This is a genomic window from Laspinema palackyanum D2c (genome assembly GCF_025370875.1).
In the GTDB taxonomy this organism is placed as follows: Bacteria; Cyanobacteriota; Cyanobacteriia; order Cyanobacteriales; family Laspinemataceae; genus Laspinema; species Laspinema palackyanum.
This window is the reverse complement of the sequence record NZ_JAMXFD010000016.1, coordinates 85,727-112,128: the sequence shown is the minus strand read 5'-3', so window position 1 is coordinate 112,128 and position 26,402 is coordinate 85,727. Positions and strand designations below refer to the sequence as shown.

General features: G+C 47.8%; 24 protein-coding genes. 16 read left to right on the top strand and 8 right to left on the bottom strand.

Annotation, left to right across the window (positions count from 1 at the left end; translation table 11 throughout):
- Positions 1 to 175: 175 nt before the first annotated feature.
- From cobG to cobJ, 4 genes are all read left to right on the top strand, one after another.
- The gene (gene cobG, locus NG795_RS18220) at positions 176 to 1,675 is read left to right on the top strand and encodes a precorrin-3B synthase (protein ID WP_367290062.1); all 1,500 of its coding nucleotides are present in this window, start codon (positions 176 to 178) and stop codon (positions 1,673 to 1,675) included.
- A 323-nt stretch (positions 1,676 to 1,998) separates the two neighbouring features.
- Positions 1,999 to 2,628, top strand: a complete 630-nt coding sequence (locus tag NG795_RS18215; RefSeq protein WP_367290061.1) for a precorrin-8X methylmutase — start codon at positions 1,999 to 2,001, stop codon at positions 2,626 to 2,628.
- Entirely contained in the window at positions 2,625 to 3,326 is a 702-nt protein-coding gene (locus NG795_RS18210; protein WP_367290060.1) for a precorrin-2 C(20)-methyltransferase, read from the top strand. Before NG795_RS18215 ends, NG795_RS18210 begins: the two co-directional genes overlap by 4 nt.
- 134 nt (positions 3,327 to 3,460) lie before the next feature.
- Positions 3,461 to 4,897 (top strand): precorrin-3B C(17)-methyltransferase, encoded by a 1,437-nt coding sequence (gene cobJ, locus NG795_RS18205; RefSeq protein ID WP_367290085.1) that lies wholly within the window; start codon positions 3,461 to 3,463, stop codon positions 4,895 to 4,897.
- 307 nt (positions 4,898 to 5,204) lie between these two features.
- Here cobJ and NG795_RS18200 read toward each other — a convergent pair whose 3' ends face one another.
- The 3 genes from NG795_RS18200 to NG795_RS18190 all read right to left on the bottom strand — a co-directional run bounded on the left by NG795_RS18200 (position 5,205) and on the right by NG795_RS18190 (position 8,624).
- Positions 5,205 to 6,050 (bottom strand): acyl-CoA desaturase, encoded by an 846-nt coding sequence (locus NG795_RS18200; RefSeq protein ID WP_367290059.1) that lies wholly within the window; start codon positions 6,048 to 6,050, stop codon positions 5,205 to 5,207.
- A gap of 265 nt (positions 6,051 to 6,315) precedes the next feature.
- Positions 6,316 to 7,713, bottom strand: a complete 1,398-nt coding sequence (hemN, locus tag NG795_RS18195) for an oxygen-independent coproporphyrinogen III oxidase (protein WP_367290058.1) — start codon at positions 7,711 to 7,713, stop codon at positions 6,316 to 6,318.
- 155 nt (positions 7,714 to 7,868) lie between these two features.
- Positions 7,869 to 8,624 (bottom strand): biliverdin-producing heme oxygenase, encoded by a 756-nt coding sequence (locus NG795_RS18190; RefSeq protein WP_367290057.1) that lies wholly within the window; start codon positions 8,622 to 8,624, stop codon positions 7,869 to 7,871.
- Between the two features lie 242 nt (positions 8,625 to 8,866).
- Here NG795_RS18190 and acsF point away from each other — a divergent pair, with 242 nt between their 5' ends.
- Complete coding sequence (gene acsF, locus NG795_RS18185) at positions 8,867 to 9,940, top strand: magnesium-protoporphyrin IX monomethyl ester (oxidative) cyclase (protein WP_367290056.1); 1,074 nt, start codon at positions 8,867 to 8,869, stop codon at positions 9,938 to 9,940.
- A gap of 69 nt (positions 9,941 to 10,009) precedes the next feature.
- On the opposite strand, the gene hemJ is transcribed toward acsF, so the two are convergent.
- The 3 genes from hemJ to NG795_RS18170 all read right to left on the bottom strand — a co-directional run bounded on the left by hemJ (position 10,010) and on the right by NG795_RS18170 (position 12,395).
- Positions 10,010 to 10,573 (bottom strand): protoporphyrinogen oxidase HemJ, encoded by a 564-nt coding sequence (gene hemJ / locus NG795_RS18180; protein ID WP_367290055.1) that lies wholly within the window; start codon positions 10,571 to 10,573, stop codon positions 10,010 to 10,012.
- 153 nt (positions 10,574 to 10,726) lie between these two features.
- On the bottom strand, positions 10,727 to 11,443 hold the full coding sequence (hetL, locus tag NG795_RS18175) for a heterocyst differentiation pentapeptide repeat protein HetL (RefSeq protein ID WP_367290054.1): 717 nt from the start codon (positions 11,441 to 11,443) through the stop codon (positions 10,727 to 10,729).
- Positions 11,444 to 11,852: 409 nt separating this feature from the next.
- Positions 11,853 to 12,395: a rhodanese-like domain-containing protein gene (locus NG795_RS18170; protein WP_367290053.1), complete on the bottom strand. Its 543-nt coding sequence runs from the start codon at positions 12,393 to 12,395 to the stop codon at positions 11,853 to 11,855.
- 377 nt (positions 12,396 to 12,772) lie between these two features.
- Between NG795_RS18170 and NG795_RS18165 the strand changes: the two genes are divergently transcribed.
- Together NG795_RS18165 and NG795_RS18160 are read left to right on the top strand one after the other, a co-directional pair.
- A complete protein-coding gene (locus NG795_RS18165; protein WP_367290052.1) occupies positions 12,773 to 13,468 on the top strand; it encodes an MBL fold metallo-hydrolase in 696 nt (231 codons plus the stop codon).
- A gap of 103 nt (positions 13,469 to 13,571) precedes the next feature.
- Positions 13,572 to 15,293 carry a SulP family inorganic anion transporter gene (locus NG795_RS18160; protein ID WP_367290051.1) on the top strand — a complete coding sequence of 574 codons (1,722 nt, stop codon included), beginning with the start codon at positions 13,572 to 13,574 and terminating at the stop codon, positions 15,291 to 15,293.
- 74 nt (positions 15,294 to 15,367) lie between these two features.
- On the opposite strand, the gene NG795_RS18155 is transcribed toward NG795_RS18160, so the two are convergent.
- Both NG795_RS18155 and NG795_RS18150 read right to left on the bottom strand, forming a co-directional pair.
- Positions 15,368 to 15,970: a flavodoxin family protein gene (locus NG795_RS18155; protein ID WP_367290050.1), complete on the bottom strand. Its 603-nt coding sequence runs from the start codon at positions 15,968 to 15,970 to the stop codon at positions 15,368 to 15,370.
- Between the two features lie 30 nt (positions 15,971 to 16,000).
- Positions 16,001 to 16,969 carry a formylglycine-generating enzyme family protein gene (locus NG795_RS18150; RefSeq protein ID WP_367290049.1) on the bottom strand — a complete coding sequence of 323 codons (969 nt, stop codon included), beginning with the start codon at positions 16,967 to 16,969 and terminating at the stop codon, positions 16,001 to 16,003.
- A 198-nt stretch (positions 16,970 to 17,167) separates the two neighbouring features.
- Here NG795_RS18150 and hypE point away from each other — a divergent pair, with 198 nt between their 5' ends.
- The 9 genes from hypE (at position 17,168) to NG795_RS18105 (ending at position 26,394) form a co-directional block, all read left to right on the top strand.
- Complete coding sequence (gene hypE, locus NG795_RS18145) at positions 17,168 to 18,214, top strand: hydrogenase expression/formation protein HypE (protein WP_367290048.1); 1,047 nt, start codon at positions 17,168 to 17,170, stop codon at positions 18,212 to 18,214.
- A 778-nt stretch (positions 18,215 to 18,992) separates the two neighbouring features.
- The gene (gene hoxE, locus NG795_RS18140) at positions 18,993 to 19,535 is read left to right on the top strand and encodes a bidirectional hydrogenase complex protein HoxE (protein ID WP_367290047.1); all 543 of its coding nucleotides are present in this window, start codon (positions 18,993 to 18,995) and stop codon (positions 19,533 to 19,535) included.
- 91 nt (positions 19,536 to 19,626) lie between these two features.
- Positions 19,627 to 21,261 carry a NuoF family protein gene (locus tag NG795_RS18135; RefSeq protein WP_367290046.1) on the top strand — a complete coding sequence of 545 codons (1,635 nt, stop codon included), beginning with the start codon at positions 19,627 to 19,629 and terminating at the stop codon, positions 21,259 to 21,261.
- Between the two features lie 68 nt (positions 21,262 to 21,329).
- Positions 21,330 to 22,046, top strand: a complete 717-nt coding sequence (gene hoxU, locus NG795_RS18130) for a bidirectional hydrogenase complex protein HoxU (RefSeq protein WP_367290045.1) — start codon at positions 21,330 to 21,332, stop codon at positions 22,044 to 22,046.
- A complete protein-coding gene (locus NG795_RS18125; protein WP_367290044.1) occupies positions 22,034 to 22,582 on the top strand; it encodes an NADH-quinone oxidoreductase subunit B family protein in 549 nt (182 codons plus the stop codon). Before hoxU ends, NG795_RS18125 begins: the two co-directional genes overlap by 13 nt.
- A 78-nt stretch (positions 22,583 to 22,660) precedes the next feature.
- A complete protein-coding gene (locus NG795_RS18120; protein ID WP_367290043.1) occupies positions 22,661 to 24,085 on the top strand; it encodes a Ni/Fe hydrogenase subunit alpha in 1,425 nt (474 codons plus the stop codon).
- Positions 24,086 to 24,456: 371 nt separating this feature from the next.
- Positions 24,457 to 24,723: a (2Fe-2S) ferredoxin domain-containing protein gene (locus tag NG795_RS18115; RefSeq protein WP_367290042.1), complete on the top strand. Its 267-nt coding sequence runs from the start codon at positions 24,457 to 24,459 to the stop codon at positions 24,721 to 24,723.
- Between the two features lie 2 nt (positions 24,724 to 24,725).
- Positions 24,726 to 25,232 carry a PAS domain S-box protein gene (locus NG795_RS18110; protein ID WP_367290041.1) on the top strand — a complete coding sequence of 169 codons (507 nt, stop codon included), beginning with the start codon at positions 24,726 to 24,728 and terminating at the stop codon, positions 25,230 to 25,232.
- Position 25,233: 1 nt separating this feature from the next.
- Complete coding sequence (locus NG795_RS18105) at positions 25,234 to 26,394, top strand: SpoIIE family protein phosphatase (protein WP_367290040.1); 1,161 nt, start codon at positions 25,234 to 25,236, stop codon at positions 26,392 to 26,394.
- Positions 26,395 to 26,402: the final 8 nt, after the last annotated feature.

The following is a 26,402-nucleotide window of genomic DNA, read 5'->3' as shown; positions in this document are numbered from 1 at the left end:
CTGTGCCGCAACTGTAATGCCATAGCAGAGGGAGCGATTTGAGAGGGGAAGTTGCTAATACCAACTCTCAAAAAATGCCCATCTGAAAGCGAGTCAGAATACCAGCCTCAAGGGGTTTCTAAATCTGAGGAACCCTAACCCTATAGTTCTGCGTTGCACAGAGAGGGAGGAGACTGTGGCTTGGTTAATGGAACCGAATGTTTGTCCGGGGCTATTCTATGGCACATCTGCCCAGGATGGCTACTTAATTCGCATTCGGACTCCCGGTGGGTTCCTGAATGCCCAGCAAGGACGGGTACTGGCGACCCTGGCGCAAACTTGGGGAAGCGACGTGATCCAGGTGACGAATCGCGCTAATTTGCAAATTCGGGCAGTTCAAGGCGCTCCTACGGCTGAAGTCCTGGAAACATTACAGTCTCTAGGGTTAGCCTCGGAAAATCCCCGCCTCGATCATCTGCGGAATGTGATGACGAGCCCGACGGCGGGAATTGATGCTCAAGAGTTGATCGATACCCGTCCGTTGGTAACCGCTTTGGATGCTTATATTCAACATCATCCGGAACTGGTAGGACTTCCGGCAAAGTTTAGTCTGGGCATCGATGGAGGCGGTGCGGTGGGAATTGGCACGCGATCGCCCGTTCCTTGGGAACATCGGTATAACGAGATTCAGCTTTCAGCAGTGGTTGGATATAGCCAAGAGGTCTATTTTCAACTCTACCTCGGGGCGGACAAACAATTATGGGATACTCAGATGTTGATTCCCCCAGATGACTGCGTGGCTGTGGTGGGGGCTTTGGTAAAGGTCTATTTGGACTATGTAAATCAACGGGCGGGAAGGGCTAAAAAGCCCCGGATGAAGCATCTCTTACAAGACTGGGGGGGACGGCGCTATCTGCAAGCGGTATTGTCGCTGACTCATCCCTTGCCTCTGGTGCGGGAGGCGGTCCCCCAGCGGCCCAGTCAGCCCTACGCCCATTTAGGGGTTCAGGGTCAAAGACAAGGGGGGTTCTCTTACATCGGGATTCATCTGAGATTAGGGCAACTCACCCCAACTCAACTCCAGGGATTGGCAGAATTATCCCAAACCTTTGGCAGTCAGGGGCTGCGGTTAACGCCCTGGCAAACGATTTTACTGCCGGATATTCGGGATCCAGAGGTGGCTGAGGTGTTGCAGCATCTGGCGGGGTTAGGATTGGGGGTGTCTGATGAACGGGTGGAGGCGGCGATCGTTGCCTGTGCGGGCAAACCGGGCTGTGCTTCGGCGGTGACGGCGACTCAGAGGGATGCGATCGCCCTTCAGGATTATCTCAATGAGCACCTGAGCCTAGAGTACCCGGTGAATATTCACTTGACCGCCTGTCCCAAGTCTTGCGCTCAACCCAGTCCAGCAGAAATCACCCTATTGGGGACAACTATTGAGCAGTCGGGTCAGACCCTAGAGGGCTATCATATTTATGTGGGTCGGGTGGAGAGCAACTCGGACTCGGGCGATCTTGCCCTTGAGTCCCAATCTATTCCCCATCAACATTATCTAGGCGAGGTAACAACCCCTGAACTGCCATCACGAATTGCTCAATTACTGGCTTTCTATCAACAACATCGGACAACGCCGGAGGAATCGTTTCCAGCCTTTACTCATCGATTTGATATCAACCAACTTCAACTGTTGATATGAAATCTGGTATTGAAAGTCGGGAAAAATCTGCACCCTAAAGGGTGAGGCACTTGCGGACGTAGACGCACCTGCGGGGGCTATAGAGTAGGGTGGGCACTGCCCACCGACATTAAGGTGGGCAGTGCCCACCCTACTAGCACGTCTAGGCTAAAATTGTGGGTAAAAATTTCTGAGTTCCCGCCTTGGCAAGGCGGGTTAGGAGGGATAGAACCCACAATTTTAAGCTGGACGCGCTACTACTATAGAGAAAACAAATTTTTGATAGGCGGATTTGGTATGATGGCGGGCTTTACTGTTTAGAAGGGGATGAGATTAGAAATTGCATGATGGATTATATTCGCAATGGGGAGGACATCTACCGTCAATCTTTTGCCATCATTCGTGCCGAGGCTGATTTAGAACAATTGCCCGATGATTTGGCTCATGTGGCGGTGCGGTTAATCCATGCCTGCGGGATGACGGATATTGTGGAGGATTTGCAGGCATCAGAAAATGCGGTTCGGGTGGGACGAGAGGCGTTGCGGGCGGGTGCGCCGATTTTATGCGATTCGCAAATGGTGGCGAATGGGATTACCCGCAAACGATTACCCGCAAACAATCCGGTGATTTGTACCCTGAATGAGTCTGAAGTGCCAGAGATTGCCAGACGGATCGAGAATACGCGATCGGCGGCGGCGATCGAACTGTGGATCCCGCATCTGGAAAATGCCGTAGTAGCGATCGGGAATGCCCCCACTGCCCTGTTTTATCTCTTGGAAGGATTGGATCGGGGATTTCCTAAACCGGCCTTGATTCTAGGGTTTCCCGTGGGATTTGTGGGTGCTGCTGAATCGAAGGCGGAACTGGCGGCCAATAGTCGCGGCGTCCCCTTTATGACGCTTCAAGGTCGGCGGGGGGGGAGTGCGATCGCAGCGGCGGCAGTGAATGCGTTAGCAAAGGAGAATGAACTTTGAATACAGGTAAACTCTACGGTTTGGGCATTGGTCCAGGGGACCCGGAACTCCTCACTCTCAAAGCCCACCGCATCTTGACGACGGTGCCGGTGATTGCCTATCCTACCCTGGAGAATGGCAAAGTATTGGCCCGGGCGATCGTGGCGGACTTTATCCGTCCTGACCAGATTGAAATTCCCATGCCTCTGCCCTTTAGTGTGGAGCGATCGTCTCAACCTCATTACGATCGCGCGGCTGAAACAATTGCCGAATACCTCGCGGCAGGGCAAGATGTGGCGGTGCTCTGTGAAGGAGAACCGATGTTATATGGCTCATTTATGTACCTGTTTCAACGGTTAGCACCGCGCTTTCCCACGGAAGTGGTGCCGGGTATTTCTTCGACGATGGCGAGTGCGGCAATGTTGGGTGCGCCGATTACCTTCCGCAATGATGTCTTGAGCATTATGCCAGCAACGCTGGATGCCGAGACTTTGCGCGATCGCCTCGCCGTGGCAGATGCAGCAGTCATCATCAAACTGGGGAGACACTTTGCCAAAGTTCGCACCATCCTCGATGAATTAGGATTACTCGATCGCGCCCTTTACATCGAACGGGCGACTCAACCCAATCAGCGAATTGTCCCGATTACGGAACTCGATCCTGCCGAGGTGCCTTACTGGGCACTGATTCTCATTCCTAGCCAAACTCAACCCCAGTAGGCGAGTAGGCGAGTAGGCGAGGCGAGGGTTAAAACCCACGCCTAAAAGCTAAAGTCGTCTAAAGACGACTGCAAGTCTTATCCTGTGGGATTTTTAGCAATTGATTATTATCCATGCTCAAGGATCAATTACATATAAATGCTCCGGCGATTGTCATTTTGGGAGAGGCGAGTCTTCCCGTTGCTCGTCAGATTCAAACTGCTATTCCAGAAGCGATGATTTATGGATTAGCAACTCGCACCCAATCGGTGGATCACCCTTACGACAACTTTGGGGAAACGGTGCGGGAATTGTTTCAAACGGGTACTCCCATCCTGGGGGTTTGTGCTGCCGGGATTTTGATTCGCACGATCGCCCCGCTCCTAAGCAATAAGTGGCAGGAACCTCCGGTGGTGGCGATCGCCGAGGATGGCAGTGCCGTTGTCCCGCTTTTGGGCGGATTGCAGGGGGTGAATCATCTCGCAAGGCAAATTGCTAAGGTTTTGCAAGTAGCGCCAGCGATTACCACCACCGGCGAACTGCGCTTTCAAACCACCCTCTTGTCACCCCCGCCTGGATACGAGTTGGTCAATCCCGATGATGCCAAAACTTTTATTGCCAATTTACTGGGGGGAGCCCGGGTTCAACTGATTGGGGAAGCGCCCTGGATTGCCCAGAGTCGTTTGCCGATTGTCCCAGAATCCGAGGCGGGGGACAATACCCTGAGAATTGAGATTCTGTCTCCGAATCGGGAGGGGGTGATGTCCTCTCCGGGTCCCGATTGTTTGGTCTATCGGTTCAATCCCACCCACCCCACCTCCCCCGGAAAGCTGGCAATTATTGGCACGGGTCCGGGTTCAAGCGCTTGGATGTCCCCGGAAGTGAAGGAGATGCTGCAAGCGGCGACGGATTGGGTGGGGTATAAAACCTATCTGGATCTGGTGGAACTGTGGCGAAAACCCTCCACTATCCGCCATGAATCGGATAACCGGGTGGAACTCGATCGCGCTCGTGCGGCCTTGGATTTAGCCGCTACAGGACGAACGGTGGCGGTGATTTCATCAGGGGATCCGGGGATTTATGGGATGGCGGCGGCGGTTTTTGAGGTGCTAGAGCAATCTCCTCAACCGGGGTGGGAGTCGATTGAGATTCAGGTTTATCCGGGAATTTCCGCCATGCAAGCGGCGGCGGCCCAGGTGGGTGCCCCCCTCGGCCATGATTTTTGTGTGATTTCCCTCTCGGATATTCTCAAATCTTGGGAAGCGATCGCCTCACGGATTGCAGCAGCAGCTCAGGCAGATTTTGCAGTCGCCTTCTATAATCCCGTCTCGAAACAGCGCACTTGGCAACTGGAAAAGGCGAAAGAGATGTTGTTGCAGTGGCGATCGGCCCAGACTCCGGTAATTTTAGCCCGAAATTTAGGCAGACCCGGACAAACGGTGACGGTTAAATCCCTCGGAGAATTAGCGAGTAGCGATGCGGATATGCGAACGTTAGTGTTGATTGGCTCTAGTAAAACTCGCATCCTACAGCAGCGATCGGGCAAACAATGGGTGTACACGCCGCGACATTATGGAAATTCCCAAACATAAATCATCCCCATTGGGTTGTTAAAGCAATTGTAGGGTAGGCTGTTGCTTACCCTATTCCTACAAAACTTACGCATTATTTAATATCTAACCCTTGCAGGTAGGGTTGATTCGCGAATCAACCCTATAGAGTTCCTCCTTTAACCAACCGAAGTCGGCATTTTGAGCGATCGCTCGACTTTATCCCTAGGACGCCGGTACAGTAAAGGTTAGAAACCAGGTTTCTAAACAGAAATCTGGGTAATTAGCCACAAATTAGGCTCAGAAACCTGGTTTCTTTTCCTAGCTGCTCTAATACTCTACCGGCGCCCTAGAGAGCTTTAGTTGTCGGCGGCATCACTACTTTTTTGGCTAACCCAACGGTTTTTAAAAGCCAAATCGCCCACCAAGTCATATCCAATTCCCACCAGCGCCAACCGGCTTTGGCAACATTGGGATAAGCATGATGATTATTATGCCATCCTTCGCCATAAGTGAAAATGGCCGCCCACCAGAGATTCCGGGAATTATCCTCTGTGGGAAAGGTTTTATATCCCCACAGATGGGTAACCGAGTTAATCAGCCAAGTGCTGTGCCATAGCAGCACAATTCGCACAAACACGCCATAGACGATAAAGGGCCAACCGCCTAAGAGATACAGGACAACCACTAACGGGATTTGCAGCAAGAGAGAGTAGCGATCAAGCCAACGGTAGAAGGGATCACGAGCTAAATCTGGAGCGAATCGGTTATACAATTCTTTGTTGAAAAATTCGGGACGCGGATAAATCATCCAGAGGAGATGACTCCACCAAAAGCCCTTACGCGCCGAATAGGGGTCTTTGATTTCATCTTCAGTATAGGCATGATGTAGCCGATGTCCGGCAGTCCAGAAAATGGGTCCGCCTTGGAGTGCCGATGCACCGACGAGGGCGATCGTATATTCTAGCCATTTCGGAACTTGAAAACTCCGATGGCTCAAAAGGCGATGATAGCCCAAACAAATGCCAATACTTCCTAAAAACCAGTGGAGTAATAACATTACCCCTAATGCGGACCAGGAAAAGCACCAGGGTGCAAATAAAGCAAGGCAATGAATGGCAATAAAAAATGCGGTAATCACCCAATTTAACTTGGATTGATTTTCCGGTGAATTTGGCATCGATTCTAACTGCATACACACTTCCTCAACCACACAATAATTCCCGTGAAAACCCGCACCCTAAAGGGTGGGGTTATACGGACAAAGCCTGCCTACGCAGGCTAGTTTATGACCTTGTTCCCTGGCAGAGCCAGGGAATGCCAATTGGAGGCTCTGCCTCTTGTTTCCTACGAACATGAAGAGAACGAATGAAGTCGTTACTACGAACATGAAGAGAACGAATGAAGTCGTTACTACGAACATAAAGAGAACGACTGAAGTCGTTACTACGAACCGGACTCTAAATTGCTTTAGAGAAACTATTTAACGCTTTTTTGCTCAGATAAGTATCAAAGACAGCCGCCACATTCCGAACGAGCAAGCGTCCCGCTGGGGTGACTTCGATATGATTGGGGGATAGGCGCACTAATCCATCGGCTTCTAGCTGGTGTAACTCTAATTGTTCGGCTGCAAAATATTCATCAAAATCGCAATCGAAGCTGAGGTGATATTTTTGCTCAAACTCATTTTTAGAGAGCTTAAATTGACACATCAACTCCATAATCACCATCCGGCGCAGGATGTCATCGGCACTCAGACTCACCCCTTTTTCAATCGGTAACTGATTTGAATCAATCGCTTGATAATAGTCTTTCAAGCGTTTGTGATTCTGGGTATAGACATCATGGAGCATACTAATGGAAGTCATCCCCAACCCAATTAAATCCGATTCCGGTTTGGTGGTATATCCCTGGAAGTTGCGATGCAGTTGCCCTTCCCGTTGGGCGATGGCCAACTCATCATCAGGTTTGGCAAAATGATCCATGCCAATAAACTGATAATCTGCTTCCCCTAAATCCTCGATCGCCATCTTTAAGATATCCATCTTTTCCGATGCCGGAGGCAGCGCATCCTCCGGAATCAATCGCTGCACAGGTTTTAACCAAGGCACATAGGCGAAATTAAATACCGCAATTCGGTCCGGGTCCAGTTGCGTCGTTTTATGAATCGTATCCCGGAACGTCTCCAAAGTTTGAAACGGCAACCCATAAATCAGGTCCACATTCACACTCTCAAATCCCGCATCCCGCACCCAATCCATCACCTGAAACAGCATCGCTTCCGGCTGAATCCGATTCACCGCTTTCTGCACCTTCGGATTAAAATCTTGAATTCCAAAGCTAATCCGGTTAAATCCCAAATCTTGTAAAAACAACAGATAGTTTTTATCTAAAAACCGGGGATTCACCTCAATCGAAACTTCTGCATTTTCCTCAAACCGGAAATACCGATTAATCGTCGTCCACAACTGCTCCACTTGAGGAAGCGATAAATAATTCGGCGTCCCTCCCCCCCAGTGCATTTGATTCACGGAACGAGCCGTATCCACCAGTTCCGCCATTGCCCGAATTTGACGAGTCAAATAATCCAGATAAGGTTCAGCCAAGGATTTCCGCTGGGTGATGATAGTATTGCACCCACAGAAATAACAAGGAGTTTCACAAAAAGGAATATGGCAATACAGGGATAGGGGAGTTTTCTTATAGTTGCCAACAGCAATAGCCGCTCTAAATCCTACTTCTTCAAACTCAGGTTTCAATTCCGTCGCCGGTGGATAGCTCGTGTAACGTGGCACCGGACGGTCATACTTGTTCAACAAATCAGCATCAAATTCAACGGTAGAAATTAAAGCGTTCATGGGATTTAGATGACGTTTACAACTCAATGGTTTAACAAAATTTCTCCGGTCCCCTCCCCTTACCAAGGGTGGGGTTCTTCCGGTCCCCTCCCCTTAGCAAGGGGAGGGTTAGGGTGGGGTTCTCTCCGGTTTCCTCGTGAGGATTTGAGGAAAAATCAAGCGCCTACTTCCGCCGGTATAGAAGCAGAATGGCGAGAATGTCTCTCGGTACTTCCCGGTTTATCCTGCTTAGTGAGCAACTCAAACACATGAGTCCCGATCGCCGCTTTGACATCATCTTCCAACTCATGCACCACATCTCGGTTCAGGTGAAACGCATAGTTAGCTTCTTCCACAATCCGTTCAATGGTTGCCTCATCGACAGGTAAGGAATTCAAAGCATCCCGATACTTTTCCTTAAATGCTCGTCGCGCTTCTGCGGTGGGAATTGCCTCAAATTCATGGAGTGAGGTTCCTTGATTCTCCGGTAAATCCAGTGCCGATCGAATAATTTTTTTTAAACTTTGGCCCCCGGAAAGGTCTCCCATATAGCGAGTATAGGCATGAGCAATCAGCAGTGCCGGGTCAGTATCTGCCAGTTGCTGAAGGCGATCAACATAAATCTGACCCGCATTTAAGGGGACAATCTGCTCGCGCCAGTTTTCACCATAATAAAAGGCGAGGTCTTTTTCCAGATTCGCCGTGCGGTTGAGTTCGGGGAAATACATCGGTCCGACTACCGGATCATCCTGGTGTCGTCGCATCGCTTCTTCCATCACACAATACACCCCATAGAGATTCGCCAGCAACTTGCGGAAGGGCTCCCGCTCGACAATCCCTTTGAGGAAGCATTTCATATAAGCTGTATTTTCAGCAGCAGTATGGGACTTTTGGGTTCCTTCTCTCAGACGGTTGGCTAAATCGTGGCTCATGTTAAATGACCTTTTTCCTTTCAGATTGATCTGGGTAATGCCGGTTGGGGCCATCTCCAGCAAGGGAAACCGCGACCGACTTCAGCCAGTATATAACCATACGGCGATAAAGCAATAGTCTGTTACATAACTTAACGGTTGTCAAACGTTAACGATTGTTACGGTTTTGGGGTAAGGGTCTTTTCAAAATTGAAAAAGTATTATAACTTGAAAGCTATTAAGTTTTTTTCGAGGATCCGCCCATGATTGCTACCCCATCCCCGGCCCCTGCTGAGATGACCGTCACCAAAACCAAGGCCCTAAAGGAAAATATCCTGACCCCCCGATTTTATACAACCGACTTCGAGAAGACCGCCAATTTAGATTTATCCGCCCAGGAAACCGAGTTGCGGGCGATGTTAGAGGAAATGCGGGCAGACTACAACCGCCATCACTTCGTGCGGAATGAGGAGTTTGCCCAATCCTGGGATCACATTACCGGAGAAGCGCGCCAAGCCTTTATTGATTATTTGGAACGGTCCTGCGTGTCGGAGTTTTCCGGGTTTCTGCTGTTTAAGGAACTCTCGCGCAACCTGAAACAAAAGAGTCCTTTGTTGGCGGAAATGTTTAGTTTAATGGCTAGAGATGAAGCGCGTCATGCCGGATTTTTAAATAAGGCGATGGCCGATTTTGGCTGTACGATGGATTTGAGCTATCTGACGAAAAATCGGGTTTATACGTTTTTCCCAATTGAGTGGGTGTTGTACACGGTTTATCTGTCGGAGAAGATTGGGTATTGGCGTTATATTATTATTTATCGGCATCTGGAACAGCATCCAGAGCATCAGTTTTATCCGTTGTTCAACTATTTTGAAAGCTGGTGTCAGGATGAAAACCGGCATGGGGATATTTTCAAGGCGTTGCTGCGATCGCAACCCAAACTCTGGCAAACCTGGACTTCCCGCTTGTGGAGTCGCTTTTTCCTGCTGACGGTGTTCGCCACCCATACTTTAACGGTGCATGAACGGACGGGATTTTATTATGCTTTGGGAATCGGCCCCACAGAGTTTGATCGGGAAGTGATTCGCAAAACCAATGAAACAGCACTGCGCGCATTTCCATCGGGTCTGAATACTGAACATCCAGAGTTTTTCCCTCGGTTACAGAAGTGTTGTGACTTGAATGAGAAGCTGTCGGAAATTGATGCCAGTTCTCAACCGAAGTGGATCAAGGCGTTGAAGAAATTACCCTTTCAACTGTCAATTTTCGGCCATTTGCTGCGGATTTATTTCCTTAAAGGCATTGATGCTGAGGCATTACGGGGAACGGTTCGATAACAGTTCGGGGACTGAGCCGATCGCCCTTTATCCGTGAGTCAAGGGGCGATCGTTACTCATATCAGGACCTTAACTGGATGCCTCTAATTCTCCCTGTTCTTGCAAACGTCGTTTGCGAGCATAGAGTTGAATAATCACCGCAAAGGCGATAATTGCGGCAATGGTTCCCCAAGTGACAATATCCGTGGGAAAATTGTTTTTGAAAATGGCTAAGAACACCACTAAAGCCAATATAATAGTTGGAACTTCATTTAAACGTCGCATTTGGATGCCACTAATGGTACAAGTTCCTTCCTCCAACTGACGAATCACCCGGCCACAGTAATGATGGAAGCCGACTAAGGCCAAGACTAACAACAGTTTGACATGAAGCCAAGTTTCCTTAAAAACCCCGGGTTCCTGGTAGATAATGCCCGCCGCCATGACAATTGTAAAAATCATCGCAGGTCTCATAATTAATTTATAAAGCCGTTTTTCCATGCGGTTATATTCGGTTTTGAGCGCGGATCTAACGGCTTCCGGGCGGTCACTGGCTTCAATATGATAGACAAATAACCGGGGTAAATAAAACAATCCGGCAAACCAAGCGACAAAGCCAATAATATGGAACGACTTAAACCAGAGATACGCCATAAACTTTGATTACTCCTTGGAAGACAAGCTGGGAATGGATTCGAGAGGCGATCGCGAGGATTGGGTCCAGATGCCCCCGAAACCGGCGACTGGCCTAGGGCCAGAAATCACTTTAATATCATACCGATTCCCGGCACCAAACCCCATCTCAAATCAGCTTGTTTTTTTGTAAAGGCTGCCATCAGGCATGATCGCCTCTTCTAAATTAGCATCAATCAGAATCGCGCCCGTCAAATCAGCCCCGCGTAAATCAGCCCCGCGTAAATTGACCCCCGTCAAGTCCGCAAAACTCAGGTCAACCTCCCGTAAATTTGCTTCACTCAGATCCGCTGCACCCTGTTGAAACGTCCGATTCAGATGAGCGCGACAGAGCTTTGCACCTTCTAAATCCGTTTGATATAACAACGCGCCACTGAGGTTGGCGTAGCACAAATCCGCATAAGCTAAAATAGCCCGCCCTAAATCTGTTACTTGGTCAGAAGTGGGACGGAAATCCGCTTCAAATAAGTTCGCCCGAGATAACCGACTGCCGACTAAATTGGCACCACATAAACTGGCTTTACTGAGGTTTGCTAACTCTAAATTGGCATAAGTCAGTTTGGCACCACTCAAATCAGCTTCCCGGAGAACAGCGCGATACAAATCCGCTTCAGTTAAATCAGTTCCCCACATCAGTGCTTCGCTCAAATCTGCCTCGCGAAAACTGGCGCGACTGAAGTCAGTTTTACCCAGTCGAGTTTGTCGTAAATCGGCTTGATTCAAATTGATGCCGTGGAAATGACCATCAATTAAATCCGCCTCCCGAAGATTGGCTTTCCGAAAACTGCGATCGCCTTCAAGATATCGTTTTTGAATTTCTTCACTATTCATGGAGTTTCTCGTTAAAGGATGAGTGGACAGTAACTGTTTGATGAAAACAGTTTATCATGGTAACTCCCCAGGCTTGAGGGTCTCAACACCCCATTCATTCAAGGGATTGGGATTCAGAATTGCTGCGGTTTAGCCAATTCTGAACCCTCAACTATAAATCTGCGGGTTTTCCCTCTCAAAATTCCCAAATTTTGTCAGAGTTTCCTGATATTTGTTAACCCGGGAAGGCCACTCCAAACAATAAAATTTTTTCTTCAAGACTGCTAAGGTTTAGACTTGCATCAATCGTTTAAGCAAATTGCCTTTTTCGTATCGAAAAATTTTACAAAAGGAAATTTCTGAGAAAGCCTAAAAAAAGGAGTATAGCCAACCGCTATACTCCTTTTTTTAGGTTTTTAAATTTTAATGACTACTTCACTTGATTGTAAGGAAGTTTAGCCAGCAGCATTCCCATTGCACAAGTATTACTAATGCCAGCAAAGACTAAACCGGCCCCTACAAACCCACTCAGAAATAAAAACCCGGGGTTCACAAAATAACCGAGGACTGTGCCCGTAAACACCAAGGTTCCTGCGACAATTTGCACCTGACGGAAAATCGAAATCGGGGCATTTTTATTCACTTCTACCGAATATCCCGCTTGTTTCCAGCCGTTGATGCCTCCTTTAAGCTGCATCACCTCGGGAACCCCTACTGCTAAGAGTTTTTGCGCCGCTTGTTGGGAACGGTTGCCACTTTGACAGTAGAGAACGATATCGTTGTCCCCCTGCAATTTAGGCGAGTGGGGGTCAAATTGAGACAGGGGTAATAGGGTAGCGCCTTTAATATGTTCTCCAGCGAATTCCCCAGGTTCTCGAACATCAATCAGGGTAACTTTTTGCTCATCTAGCCCATTTTTGAGAGTCAAGGCATCAATATCTAGAAGTTGATTGTTGGTTTTGTGGGTCGTCATCGTTAGCCTCTAAGGGGGTTACTTTAATTGAGGATAGACAACATTGGGTTGTCATGAACCATTGAAAAAGTTTAGAACGTTTAGTGAAATTAATCTATTTCGAGATTAGAACTCTCCGGGGTCAGAGTGGCTGGGCCGTTTGAGTAGATTTACTCAACTCCAGACTTCCACTATTTCACCTGAGTGGTCAATTTCCGTTAATTCCATTACTATATAGTAGTAAATCTATAACTGTCAATTTGTCTGGATATGCTCACAGTAGAGGCTACTAATCGCACCCCAGGAGAAAAGGCGATCGCCTCTTAAGGGTACTGCTAGACTCAGGTCGAGTCAACCGTACAACTTGACAATGGCTAACGGCTAAGGAGAAACGACCCATGCTATTCCGCCAACTGTATGACAACGAAACCAGTACATATACTTATTTAATTGCTGACGAAACCACCAAAGAAGCGGTCCTAGTGGATCCTGTGATTGAGCAAGTCGATCGCGATTTGCAACTGCTGGAAGAGTTGGGATTAACCTTGCGCTATTGCTTGGAAACCCATATTCATGCGGACCACATCACGGGTACAGGAGAGTTGCGATCGCGCACGAACTGTCAGGGAGTGGTCCCCGAAAATGCCAGTGCTGCCTGTGCCGATCGCTTCATCAAAGATGGGGAAATTTTGCAGGTGGGAGACATCGAAATTAAAACCATTGCCACCTGGGGACATACCGATAGTCATAATGCCTATCTCGTCAATGGCGATCGCATTTTAACCGGAGACTCCCTACTAATTCGCGGATGTGGACGAACGGATTTTCAAAGTGGAAATCCCGGATTACTTTATGATTGTATTACCGAAAAAATCTTCACCTTACCCGATAAAACCTTCGTCTATCCCGGTCACGACTACAAAGGCAGAACCGTCTCCACCATTGGTGAAGAAAAGAACTATAACCCTCGGTTTGTCGGCAAAAACCGTGATAGTTTCATCGAACAAATGAACAACCTGAATTTGCCAGACCCCAAGAAAATTGCCGAAGCCGTTCCTGCCAATGAAGGCTGTGGTAAACCCGCAGTTGTTTAGACCCTCACCCTAAATCCCTCTCCCAAAATGGGAGAGGGACTTTGAATCCGGTTACCCTACAATTACTCAGGGAAATCACCCGACTATTTAACCGAGTCTTTTGATGAACGCAATCAAACAGTATATTCCCATTTTGAATTGGGCAAGGCATTACAAACGCGAGTATTTAGTGGGAGATATTACTGCTGGGATTATCCTTGCCAGCTTATTAATTCCGCAAGGCATGGCTTATGCAATGCTGGCTGGATTACCGCCAGAAGTGGGGTTATATGCCAGCATTTTACCGATGATTGTCTATGCTTGTTTGGGAACGAGTAGCAATCTCTCCGTTGCGCCGGTGGCGGTGGATTCTCTGATGGTTGCTGCCGCCGTCAGTGCCTTTGCTGGGGAAAATACTGGCGAATATTTAGGATTAGCCTTAACCCTGGCATTTCTGGTGGGAATTATTGAAATTATCATGGGAGTCTTCCGCCTGGGGTTTCTGGTAAATTTCCTGAGTCAGTCGGTGATTTCGGGATTTATTAGTGCGGCGGCTATGTTAATTGGGTTCAGCCAAATTAAACATTTTTTGGGGGTGATAATTCCCCAAACCGAGTCATTTTTCCAACTGGTTTCTTATTTAGGTGCAGAAGTGGGAAATACCAACAGAGTTACCCTGGGTTTAGGGTTAATTGCCTTGGGGATTTTAATCTTTTTTAACAAAAAATTTAAGGATTATCTGAAACAATGGCGAGTCTCAGAAGCGGCGATCGTCCCGATTACCAAAAGCGCGCCGTTGTTGCTGGTTATTATTAGTTCTCTGTTGGTTTGGGGATTGAGATTAGATGAAATAGCTGGCGTGAAAGTGGTGGGAACGATTCCCCAAGGATTGCCGCCGATTTCGCTGCCAATTTTTGATGCCACGACCCTGCAACAGTTATTTCCCGCTGCTGTAGCGATTAGCTTTGTGGGATTTATGGAAGCATTTGCCGTGGGGAGTTTTTTAGGGAGTAAGAAACGCCAAAAACTGGATGCAAATCAGGAATTAATTGCATTAGGGGCGGCCAATGCGAGTGCTGCTTTTACTGGGGGATATCCCGTTACCGGGGGATTGAGTCGGTCCGTGGTGAATTTTGCGGCGGGGGCAAATACGGGATTAGCCTCAATTATTACGGCAATTGTAATTGCAATTACGGTGATGTTTTTAACTCCCTTATTTTATTTTTTACCCCAAACAATTTTAGCCGCTATTATTTTAGTAGCTGTCGCTAATTTGTTAGATTTTGGGACATTAAAACGACTGTGGGGATATGATAAAGGAGATGCGATCGCCTGGAGTGCTGCCTTTATTGCGGTCCTTGCCACCAGCGTAGAAACCGGAATTCTCATCGGTGCTGCTATTTCCTTGGCCCTGCATCTGTGGCGCACCAGCAAACCCCATATTGCCATAGTCGGACGAATTGAAGAAACAGAACATTTCCGGAATATAGAGCGATATCCGGTTAAAACCTGTCCTCATGTTTTAGCGATTCGGATTGATGAGAGCCTGTATTTTGCTAATGCCAAATATTTACAAACTTATGTACAAAATACCATTGCTAAATCTCCGGAAGTCAAGCATTTAGTTTTAGTTTGTAGCGCGGTTAATGTGATTGATGGCAGTGGATTGGAAACCTTGAAAAGTTTAATCGAAGAGTTAAAGACTCTCGGCATAGACTTTTATCTGGCCGAAGTGAAAGGGCCGGTATTAGATAAACTCAAAAAAATTGGATTCACTGAGTTTATCGGCAGCGATCGCATCTTTTTGACCACCGACATCGCCATGAAAACCTTAGAATGTCAGTAAATACTAAACCACAGATTACACAGATTTTCACTGAGAATTTTCTGTGTCAATCTGTGCAATCTGTGGTTACCCCTTTACATAACCAACTCATGACCTAAATGCCGTGCCCGCCGTTTAATTTTATCCGACACACCTTCTTGTTTGGAAATCACTTTTCCCACACAAATTATCCCAATGGGTTTGGCCCCCAACATTTTCGCCAGAGACTTCAAACTTTTAATTGCACCGGATAACCAACGCGCAATAAACCCAGGAACTGCACTGGACGAAATGAGGACCGCCTTCTTCGTTGCTTCGGACTTTCGCATTTGTGGTCCCGGCGTATTCCAGGGCCAATATCCATAACAAACACACCGTTCTAAAAACCGTTGAGTCAGGGCATTAACATTTCCAAAATTAACCGGCGCACCAATTACCAAAGAATCTGCTGCCTCAATTTCCTGCAACATCCCATCCATCTCATCCTGGAGCACACATTCTCCCCGTTCTGGTCCCGGTTGCTGTAAACAAACCCGACAATTCGTACAAAACTCAATCTGGCGGTCCTGCAAATAAATCTTGGAAATTTCTGCACCTTGATTTTCAGCTTCTGCCAGGACCTCACTCACCACGGTATCAATCGTTCCGCCCTTGCGATAACTGCCGACAATTCCTACAACTTTTTTATCTCTATTCATTTTTTTTCCTCTCTGCGTCAATCCGTGAAATCAGGGGTTAAGCAACCCAGAAACAGCAATCCGAAACCCGGCGATCGCCTCTTGAGAATCCGGTTCCTTACCAAACCGTTGCGCCGCCCGAGAATACCACGGTAAATCATGCCAGGACCCGCCGCGCAGTATCCGAAATTCTGGATTTCCTCCAATTTCCCAGGCACTGCCATCTGTCGGCGCACCCTCATAACTATTATGCCACAAATCCTGACACCATTCCCAGAGATTGCCATGCATATCGACTAATCCAAACCCATTCGCGGGAAAACTGCCCACTGGGGTGGTTTTGTGGTGAGGAATTCCTGTCAAACTTTCATCATAGTTCCCTAATTCGGCGGTAATTTTTTCACCAAAATAAAACGGGGTAGAACTTTTGGCGCGACAGGCATATTCCCATTCCGCTTCTGACGGCAGACGATACCCGCGTCCCGTTTTTTGCGCCAGTCGGTGACAAAATTCTACCGCATCATGCCAAGAGACATTTTCCACAGGTAAATTGTCTTGCTGCCAAGTGGAGGGATTGTTTCCCATCACCGCTTGCCACTGTGCCTGAGTGATGGGAGATTGACTTAAAAAGAAGTCGGGCAAAGTCACAGAATGTTGAGGACCTTCACTGTCATATCGTTCTAATTCCGTCGGAGGGGAACCCATCAAAAAACTACCCCCAGGAATCTGAATTAAATCAATACCCAGACCCTTGCCTAGGGATTCTTGAAAATAGGGGACTTCTTTGCAAACTTTTTGAATGATTTCTCCGGTTTCATTCACCTGAACGGTGGTAAATTTCCAGGAAGAAAGTTGGGGGATTTGTGGTGCTTGTGCTTTGGCCATTTTGCCCCCGAAATTGGGGCCCGCTAAAGCAGCTAAAAAGCCGAGACTGGATAAAGCGCCTAATTTCAAGAAGTGGCGGCGAGTCAAGGGATGAGCGGGTTTTTGGGACGGATTGACTGTTTGGGATGGATGCATAGTGATTTAAGACGGTGTTGTGGGATGGGGTAAGGTTCTGGATAGTCCTTATTTCAAGGGATTTATTTCTCCACCCGATAAAATTCAGCACTTTGGGTAAAACTAGCCCAGGGGTACAGTCGTTTGCCGATAGATGAGGGGGTATTTGGGGTTGGGGTTGAGGGGTAGAATATTCTTTAGTTGATAGAAGCAGTCGCCATGATAGAAGATTTTACCATAACCTGTCCGATTCCGATTTCTCAATATCCTCATGTGTTGTTAGCGCATGGGGGTGGGGGAACATTGATGCGCCAGTTGATTGAACGGATGTTTTTGCCGGTGTTTGGGACGCCGGATGGGGTTCCTCATGATTCGGTGGCGTTGACGTTGCCGGGAACTCGGATCGCGATGACGACGGATTCGTATGTGATTCGTCCTCTATTTTTTCCCGGTGGGGATATCGGTTCCTTGGCGGTTCATGGGACGGTGAATGATTTGGCGATGAGTGGTGCTCGTCCTTTGTATCTGACGGCAGGGTTTATTTTGGAGGAGGGGTTGCCAATGGAGACCCTGTGGCGGGTGGTGCAGTCGATGCAGGCAGCGGCACAGAGTGCGGGGGTACAAATTGTGACGGGGGATACGAAGGTGGTCGATCGCGGGAAGGGAGATGGAATTTTTATCAATACTGCCGGGGTAGGGATGATTGAACATAACCAGGCGATCGCACCGCAGTCGGTGCGTGAGGGGGATGTTTTGTTGATTAATGGAGATTTGGGACGACATGGGATTGCGATTATGGCAGTCCGTGAGGGGTTGGAGTTTGAAACGACGATTGAGAGTGATTCAGCGGCGATCGCCTCCCTTGTCTTACAGTTACTGGATGCTGGCATCGAAATTCACTGTTTGCGCGACTTAACACGCGGTGGGTTATCCAGTGCGTTAAATGAAATTGCGACATCAGCGGGGGTAGGGATTACCATTGATGAACGGTCGATTCCGGTTCAGGAACAGGTCCAGGGTGCTTGTGAGATTTTGGGGTTTGACCCGCTATATGTGGCGAATGAGGGACGATTTGTGGCGTTTGTTCCGGCAGACTATGCCAGTCGCGCTTTGGAGGTGATGAAGTCTCATCCGTTGGGGGTGGATGCGGTGGCGATCGGGACGGTGACGGGGACGGGTCAGGGTTTTGTGACGTTGCGGAGTCAAATTGGTGCGAGTCGGATTCTGGATATGCTGAGTGGGGAACAATTGCCTCGGATTTGTTGATGGAGGGGATGGGGAGAACGACTGAAGTCGTTACTACGAACTTAAGAGAACGACTGAAGTCGTTACTACGAACATGGATAACGACTGAAGTCGCTACTACGAACATTCTCCCATCCTTCATCCTTCATATCTCAATTCTTAAATTAATTTTAAGAGTGGATTTCGGTAACTTTAGCAACGGTTTTGTTGGGAAAATAGCCCGAATGGGTTCGGGGATTTTGTGACTTGACCGGATGATTATGGGAAATCGCTTATTCTTAACTTTGACAACTTTTTTATTGTTAAACTAAGCCTTTCTCTATCCTGGGTAATAGACCCTAGACACTGCTATTCCCATTGGCCTAAAAATTATCAAAATTTCCAGATTTTTTAAATTTAACATTCTCTTAAGAAATCTATAAGCATTGCTCTTTTAGGGATGAAATCTGCGAGGAACCGCAAGACTCAGGGGGATAAATGGGTTAATTCTGAACCGACTTTTTCTGGGATCCGGGAGAATTCTTAAGGGATTTAAAATTATTGCTAGTTTCTCTATTTTATATGATACGCTAAACAACTCGCAGTAACGCCATTTCCCTAGCAGTCTTAAAAAAACATTACAAAAATTTATAGAATGAATGAAAATGTTTTATGGTTAAGCGGTACAGTATAGAAAGAACAGGGGGAGGGGAGAAAAAAGGGTCAAGGGGTGAGGTCTAGTCCCTAAGGAACGGGAGAGTTAAGGGAGGAAGCAACAGGTCAGTGCCAGGTGATCAAGTTTAGAGTAAGGATATAAGCTATGCAATCAACTGCGGCAAAGAGCGACGAACACGAAAAATCAGACCCGAAGGAAAAAAAAGCGGCAACGGAGCATCCCAGTGGGGATAAGCGCTTTAAGGTCCTGGATATCACGATGAAGCGGAACCAGTATCGGCAAGATGCGCTAATCGAGGTACTCCATAAAGCTCAGGAAGCGTTTGGGTATCTGGAAGAAGATGTATTACTCTATGTAGCGCGGAATCTGAAACTGCCGTTAAGTCGGGTTTACGGAGTAGCGACATTTTACCATTTGTTCTCCCTGAAACCCAGTGGATCACATACCTGCGTGGTCTGCTTGGGAACCGCCTGTTATGTGAAAGGAGGGGGTGAGGTACTCGCATCCCTGGAGAAACAGACGGGGATTCAGCAAGGGGAAACCACGGCAGATGGCGAGGTTTCCTTAATCACCGCCCGATGTGTTGGGGCCTGTGGAATTGCGCCGGTGGTGGTGTATGACGGAACCGTTGCTGGTAAGCAGACTTCGGAACAAGCACTCGAACATATTAAAGGATGGATCAAGTAGGGTGAGAGCGTTATAGGCAAGGAGAAGGTTTCACCCATTGACTCAGACAACCACCCTCCTTGAACGGAAGAAAGCGAGAGGTTAGAACACTATGGATTTAGCGGAACTTAGGGAGATTGGCGAGAAGGAACGGACTGCCCAGAAACCCATCCGGGTACATTGTTGTACCTCCACGGGATGTCAGGCGGCGAACTCCCTCGGCGTCAAGAAGAATTTAGAAAATACTTGTAAAGAGAAGAAGATGGGCGATCGCGTCCAAGTGGTGGGCGTGGGTTGTATGGGATTTTGTGGGCGAGGGCCGTTGGTCCAAATTGAGGCCCAGAACAAGCTATATGAAGAAGTGACCCCGGATGATGCGGCGAGTATTATTGAGGCGATCGCAGGCGGGACCGCAAGCGCAGCAGAAGGAGACCCGGAACATCCATTTTTTGCGCGGCAGATGCGGATTGTCCGGGAAACCAGTGGGAAAATTGACCCGGAACGGATTGAGGAATATATCGCCGTTGGGGGATATGAACCCCTGTATAAAGCAATTCATGACCTCACCCCCTCGGAAACCATTGATGAGGTGAGTAAGAGTGGATTGCGGGGACGCGGTGGCGGTGGATATCCTACTGGGTTGAAGTGGGCGACGGTGGCGAAAATGCCGGGACAGCAGAAGTATGTGATCTGCAATGCTGATGAAGGCGACCCCGGTGCATTCATGGATCGGTCGGTGTTGGAAAGTGACCCCCATCGGGTGTTAGAAGGCATGGCGATCGCTGCCTATGCGATCGGGGCCAGTGAGGGATATATTTATGTGCGGGCAGAATATCCCCTGGCGATCGAACGGTTGCAAAAGGCGATTAAACAAGCGAAAAAATACGGGATTCTCGGTAGTCAAATTTTTGATTCCCCCTTTGACTTTAAAATCGAGATTAGAATTGGGGCCGGGGCCTTTGTTTGCGGGGAAGAAACCGCATTAATTCAATCCATTGAAGGGGGACGCGGCAATCCCCGTCCTCGTCCACCCTATCCCGCCCAAGAAGGACTCTGGAAGTCGCCGACGTTAATTAATAACGTGGAAACCTTTGCTAATATTCCGGCGATTATCCGCGAAGGCGGCGCGTGGTATGCGGGAATTGGGACCGAAAAGAGTAAGGGAACCAAAGTTTTTGCCCTCACGGGTCAGATTCGCAATAATGGACTCATCGAAGTCCCGATGGGGATTACCCTGCGTGAGATTGTCGAAGAAATGGGCGGGGGTGTCCCCAATGGTAAAGTCAAAGCGGTACAAACCGGCGGACCCTCTGGGGGTTGTATTCCAGCATCCTTGTTAGATACGCCAGTGGATTACGATTCCCTGGTGAAAATCGGGTCTATGATGGGGTCTGGCGGCATGGTGGTCATGGATGAAAAGACCAGCATGGTGGAAGTGGCCCGATTTTATATGGAGTTCTGCCGGGGTGAAACCTGTGGGAAATGTATTCCCTGTCGGGCGGGGACGGTGCAGATGTATCAAATGCTGACCAAAATCCTGAATAGAGAGGCGACTTTGCAGGATATTGTGAAACTCGAACAACTGTGTGACATGGTGAAAAACACCAGTTTGTGCGGGTTAGGAATGACGGCCCCGAACCCGGTGATGAGTACCTTGCGCTACTTCCGCGAGGAGTATTTGACCCTGTTGAAAGACAGTCCTAATGGGAAAGTTCCGGCAGGGACAGCGGCATCCATCACCTCCTAGAGGAAAACAGGGGCAATGGTGAAGTTGCCCCGATCGCAACCCATCGATCTAACAGAGAGAGAAAAGATATGTCAGTCGTCACTTTAAAAATTAATGGAGTTGACCTCGCGATCGAAGAGGGGACAACCATTCTGGATGCGTCCAAGGAAGCAGGGATTCGGATTCCCACCCTCTGCCATCTGAACGGGATTACCGATGTGGGCGCTTGTCGGTTGTGTTTGGTGGAAATTGCCGGGGTGAATAAAATGTTGCCTTCCTGTGTGACGCAAGTTGCAGAAGGAATGGATATCACCACAGACAGCGATCGCCTGCAAGAATATCGGCGAATGATTGTAGAAATGCTGTTTTCTGAAGGCAATCACGTTTGTGCCGTTTGTGTTGCCAATGAGAACTGTGAACTGCAAGATTTAGCGATTGAAGTCGGCATGGATCACAGTCGATTTCCCTATCGATTTCCGGAAAGAGAAATTGATATTTCCCATCCACAATTTGGCATTGACCACAATCGTTGCGTCCTCTGTACAAGATGTGTCCGAGTTTGTGATGAAATCGAAGGGGCTCATGTTTGGGATGTGGCCTTTCGAGGGGCAGCGGCCAAAGTTGTCACTGGATTAAATCAACCTTGGGGAACCGTTGATGCCTGTACCAGTTGTGGTAAATGTGTCGAAGCTTGTCCAACTGGGTCAATTTTCCGCAAGGGTTCTACCGTTGCCGAAATGACTCGCGATCGCAACAAATTAGAATTTATCGTGAATGCCAGGGAGAACAAACAATGGACAAGATAAGACTCGCGACCGTTTGGTTAGGTGGATGTTCCGGTTGCCATATGTCCTTTCTGGACCTAGACGAATGGTTAATTGAACTCGCCGAAAAAGTCGATATCGTCTTTAGTCCCGTTGCCTCTGATATCAAAGAATATCCCGAAAACGTCGATGTTTGCCTCGTAGAAGGGGCCGTCGCCAACGAGGAAAATATGGAACTGCTGATTGAGGCGAGAAAACGCACCAAATTCCTAATTTCCTTCGGAGATTGTGCCGTAACTGCCAACGTTCCGGGGATGCGAAATATGTTAGGAAAAGCGGAAACCGTCCTCAAACGTTGCTACCTAGAATTAAGCGACGAAACCCGCCAACTTCCCCATTTTCCCGGCATCGTCCCCGAACTCCTCGATCGCGTCCGTCCCGTTCATGAAGTCGTCGATGTCGATCTGTTTATGCCCGGTTGTCCCCCTTCCGCCCAACGCATTCTCGCAACCGTGGAACCCCTCCTCCGGGGTGAATTACCCGAAATGAAAGGGCGTCCTATGATTAAATTCGGATAACCCAATTCACCGAGGAGAGAGACCCTCATTCCCCTCTCTCCCCCTCCGTGAAACTTAGTGAAATCAGTGGTTACTAATATGTCTAAAACAATCGTCATCGATCCAGTTACCCGTATTGAAGGTCATGCCAAAATCTCCGTCTATTTAGACGATGCCGGAGAAGTCGAAGATGCCCGCTTCCACGTCGTCGAATTTCGCGGATTCGAGAAATTTTGCGAAGGTCGTCCCATGTGGGAAATGGCCGGAATTACCGCTAGGATTTGCGGAATCTGTCCCGTGTCCCACCTCCTCGCCTCGGCCAAAACCGGGGATAAAATTCAAGCGGTCAAAATTCCTATTGCCGGGGAAAAATTGCGCCGGATGATGAATTTGGCCCAGATTACTCAGTCTCATGCCTTGAGTTTCTTCCATCTGAGTAGTCCAGATTTTCTGTTAGGATGGGATAGCGACCCCGCGAAACGAAATGTCTTCGGATTGATTGCCGCAGACCCGGATTTAGCTAGAAGTGGGATTCGCTTACGGCAGTTTGGACAAAAAATAATTGAACTGTTAGGGGCGAAAAAGATTCACCCCTCTTGGGCGGTTCCCGGTGGGGTGCGATCGCCCTTGTCCGAAGAAAGTTGCACCTGGATTCGAGATCGCCTCCCGGAATCTCGGCAAACCATTGAAACCGCTTTAGGTCTATTTAAAACTCTCCTAGACCGCTTTTCTACAGAAGTCGAAACCTTTGGCAAATTCCCCTCCTTATTTATGGGGTTAGTGGGGAAAGATGGACTCTGGGAACATTACGATGGCAAGATTCGCTTTACTGATAGTGATGGCAATATTGTTGCCGACAATCTCAGCGAAGATGACTATGAATCCTACCTTGGTGAAGCAGTCGAACCCTGGTCTTATCTGAAATTTCCCTATTATAAACCCTTGGGATATCCGAATGGCATTTATCGGGTTGGACCTTTAGCAAGGGTGAATATCTGTAGTCGGATGGGAACCGAGGCAGCGGATAGAGAGTTGCTAGAATTTCGCGATCGGGCCGGTGGGGTTGCAACCTCTTCCTTCTACTATCATTATGCCCGATTAATTGAAATTCTCTGTGCCATTGAACATATCGAACAATTGGTCAATGACCCGGATATTGTTTCCCCCCGAACTCGTGCAACTGCTGGGATTAATAACCTAGAAGGAGTTGGGGTCAGCGAAGCACCTCGGGGTACTTTATTCCATCATTATAAGGTGGATGAAAATGGGTTAATTAAGAAGGTAAACCTGATTATTGCGACGGGACAAAACAACCTGGCGATGAATAAAACGGTGACTCAAATTGCCCAGCATTTCATTCATAATAATGAGATTCAAGAAGGAATGTTGAACCGGGTGGAAGCGGGGATTCGCGCCTTTGACCCTTGTTTGAGTTGTTCCACCCATGCAGCGGGTCAAATGCCGTTGCATATTGAATTAATTGATGCGAAAGGGACCGTGGTAAATCAAGTATATCGGCAGTAATTGGAGGTGATACGTCCGGTCCCCTCCCCTTGCCAAGGGGAGGGTTAGGGTGGGGTCCTCTTAACCTGGCGATTCCCTACGGGATAGCTGCGCTTACCGCCACGTCACTCACTCTTAACGGTTTAAGCACCTGTATAGAAGCTGGTCCAACCTCTATACAGGTGCCGATCACCCCTCACTATGACGGTCCACCCACCCATTCTTCCTTGACGCGCTTAAGCGCGTCAACGCCAACACCCCACCCTAACCCTCCCCTTGCCAAGGGGAGGGGACCGGAAGTGAGGGTAGGGCTGTTTCATTCTAAAATTTCAGGTTTTTAAAAGCCAGATTCGGTCCAAATCGGTGAAAAAATAACCGAAATTGGAGACATTATGACCAAAGAAAATCTCTATTTATGTATGGGTTCTGCTTGTCATCAACTGGGAGTGTATGAGGTACTGCCTCAACTCCAGGAGTTGATTGTTCGGTATGAACTACAGGACAAAATTGAACTGAAAGGGTCGTTTTGTCTGGAAACTTGTAGTGTGGGAATTGTTATGAAATTTAAGGAGAAAGTATTCACCCAAATTAACCCAGAAAATATCGAGTCTAAGTTCAGCGACGAAATTTTACCCAGTATTTTAGCAGTGGTTCAATAGCAATGGTATCTAGTGAAAAGACCTTGTGGGAACTCCTGTGGGAGTACGACCCAAATGGATTGATTGTCTTGGATAAGGAGATGACGATCGCCGTTGTTAATCCAGCATTTTGCAAAATGTTTAATGTAACGGCAGAGGAAATGGTGGGGAAACCGGCAGTTGAGTTGTTGGGGACGGTGGATGAGTTTCAACGAGTCTGGGAAAAGAATGAAGTAATTCGGGGGAAAGAGAAAGAATATCCCAAGTACAATCTGTATGTGCGTCAGGTCCTGTTTTCAATTCGAGACCAGAATGCGATCGCCTGCATCATGGTGGATATTACGGACGAGTGGCAACGGAAGAAAGAGTTATTTGAACTGAAGCGAGAAACCGTTGCCAAAGTGAATGAAGTGGTGGATAACCAGATGAAAGTCGCCCAGGAAATTGCCGGGTTGCTGGGAGAAACTACAGCGGAAACCAAAGTCAGTTTATTAAAAATTCTGAAACTGGTTGAAAGGGAGACGCTTTAGCATGGATAGTTTCTTAGATATTTTTGATTTAAGTTTAAACAAAAAAGGAGAAGAACTCTGCGGCGATCGCGTCCGGTTTCGCAAGACTCCGGAGAAAACCACTATTGTCCTTTCCGATGGATTAGGCAGTGGGGTTAAAGCGAATATTCTCGCTACTCTTACCACAGAAATTCTCATTTCCATGCTGAATGAGGATGTCCCGTTAGAGGAAGTGATTAAAACCGTTATTGGGACTTTACCGATTTGTCAAGTCCGAAAGATTGCATACGCGACCTTTACGATTTTACAAATCGATAACCATACGGACCTGTTTAAAGTTATCAATTTTGACAATCCGCCTCCCTTGTATTTTGACCAAGGCAAATTAGTCAAATTAGACGGGAAAACCGAGAAGATTTTAGAAAAAAAAATTACTGTTTATGAAGGCCGTCTCAAAGAAGGAGACTTTTTAGGATGTATGAGTGATGGGGTCCTCTACGCTGGTTTAGGGGTGGCCTTAAATTTCGGGTGGGGATGGGATAATGTGGCCCACTATATAGAAGGACTCTTTCTAACTCAGACGCGAAATGCCAGACGAATTGTCCAAAAAACCATCGCCGAAACCTATTCTCTCTATGGGGGAAAAATAGGAGATGATGCAACCTTTGTCGGGGTTTATGTTCGCCAACGCAATCCGTTAATGATTTTCACGGGTCCACCGTTAGATAATAGTCATGACCCACAGTATGTGGAACGCTTGCTAACGTTTGAAGGACGCAAAGTGGTTTGTGGCGGGACAACGGGAAATATTGTCGCCAAATATCTGGGAGAAACCATCGAAATGGATATTTCAACCATGCGGCGTGACTTACCCCCGATTGGCAAATTAAGTGCCATTGATTTGGTCACCGAAGGAATTTTAACCCTGTCCAAATGTCTGGAAGTTCTGAAAAATTGCAACTGTGATATTACCCGGTTACCCTCAGACCAAAATGGATCCGTGTTGTTGGCGAAAGAAATCTTACAAGCGGATTCGATTTTATTTATGGTGGGACAAAAGATTAATGAATTTTATCAGAATCCCTTGCTGCCGAAGAATATTTCAATTCGCCGTAGTTTAGTGGAGGAAGTGGTGAAGTTTTTGCGGGACAAACAGAAAGAAGTTACGTTAGAATATTGTTAGAGAATCAA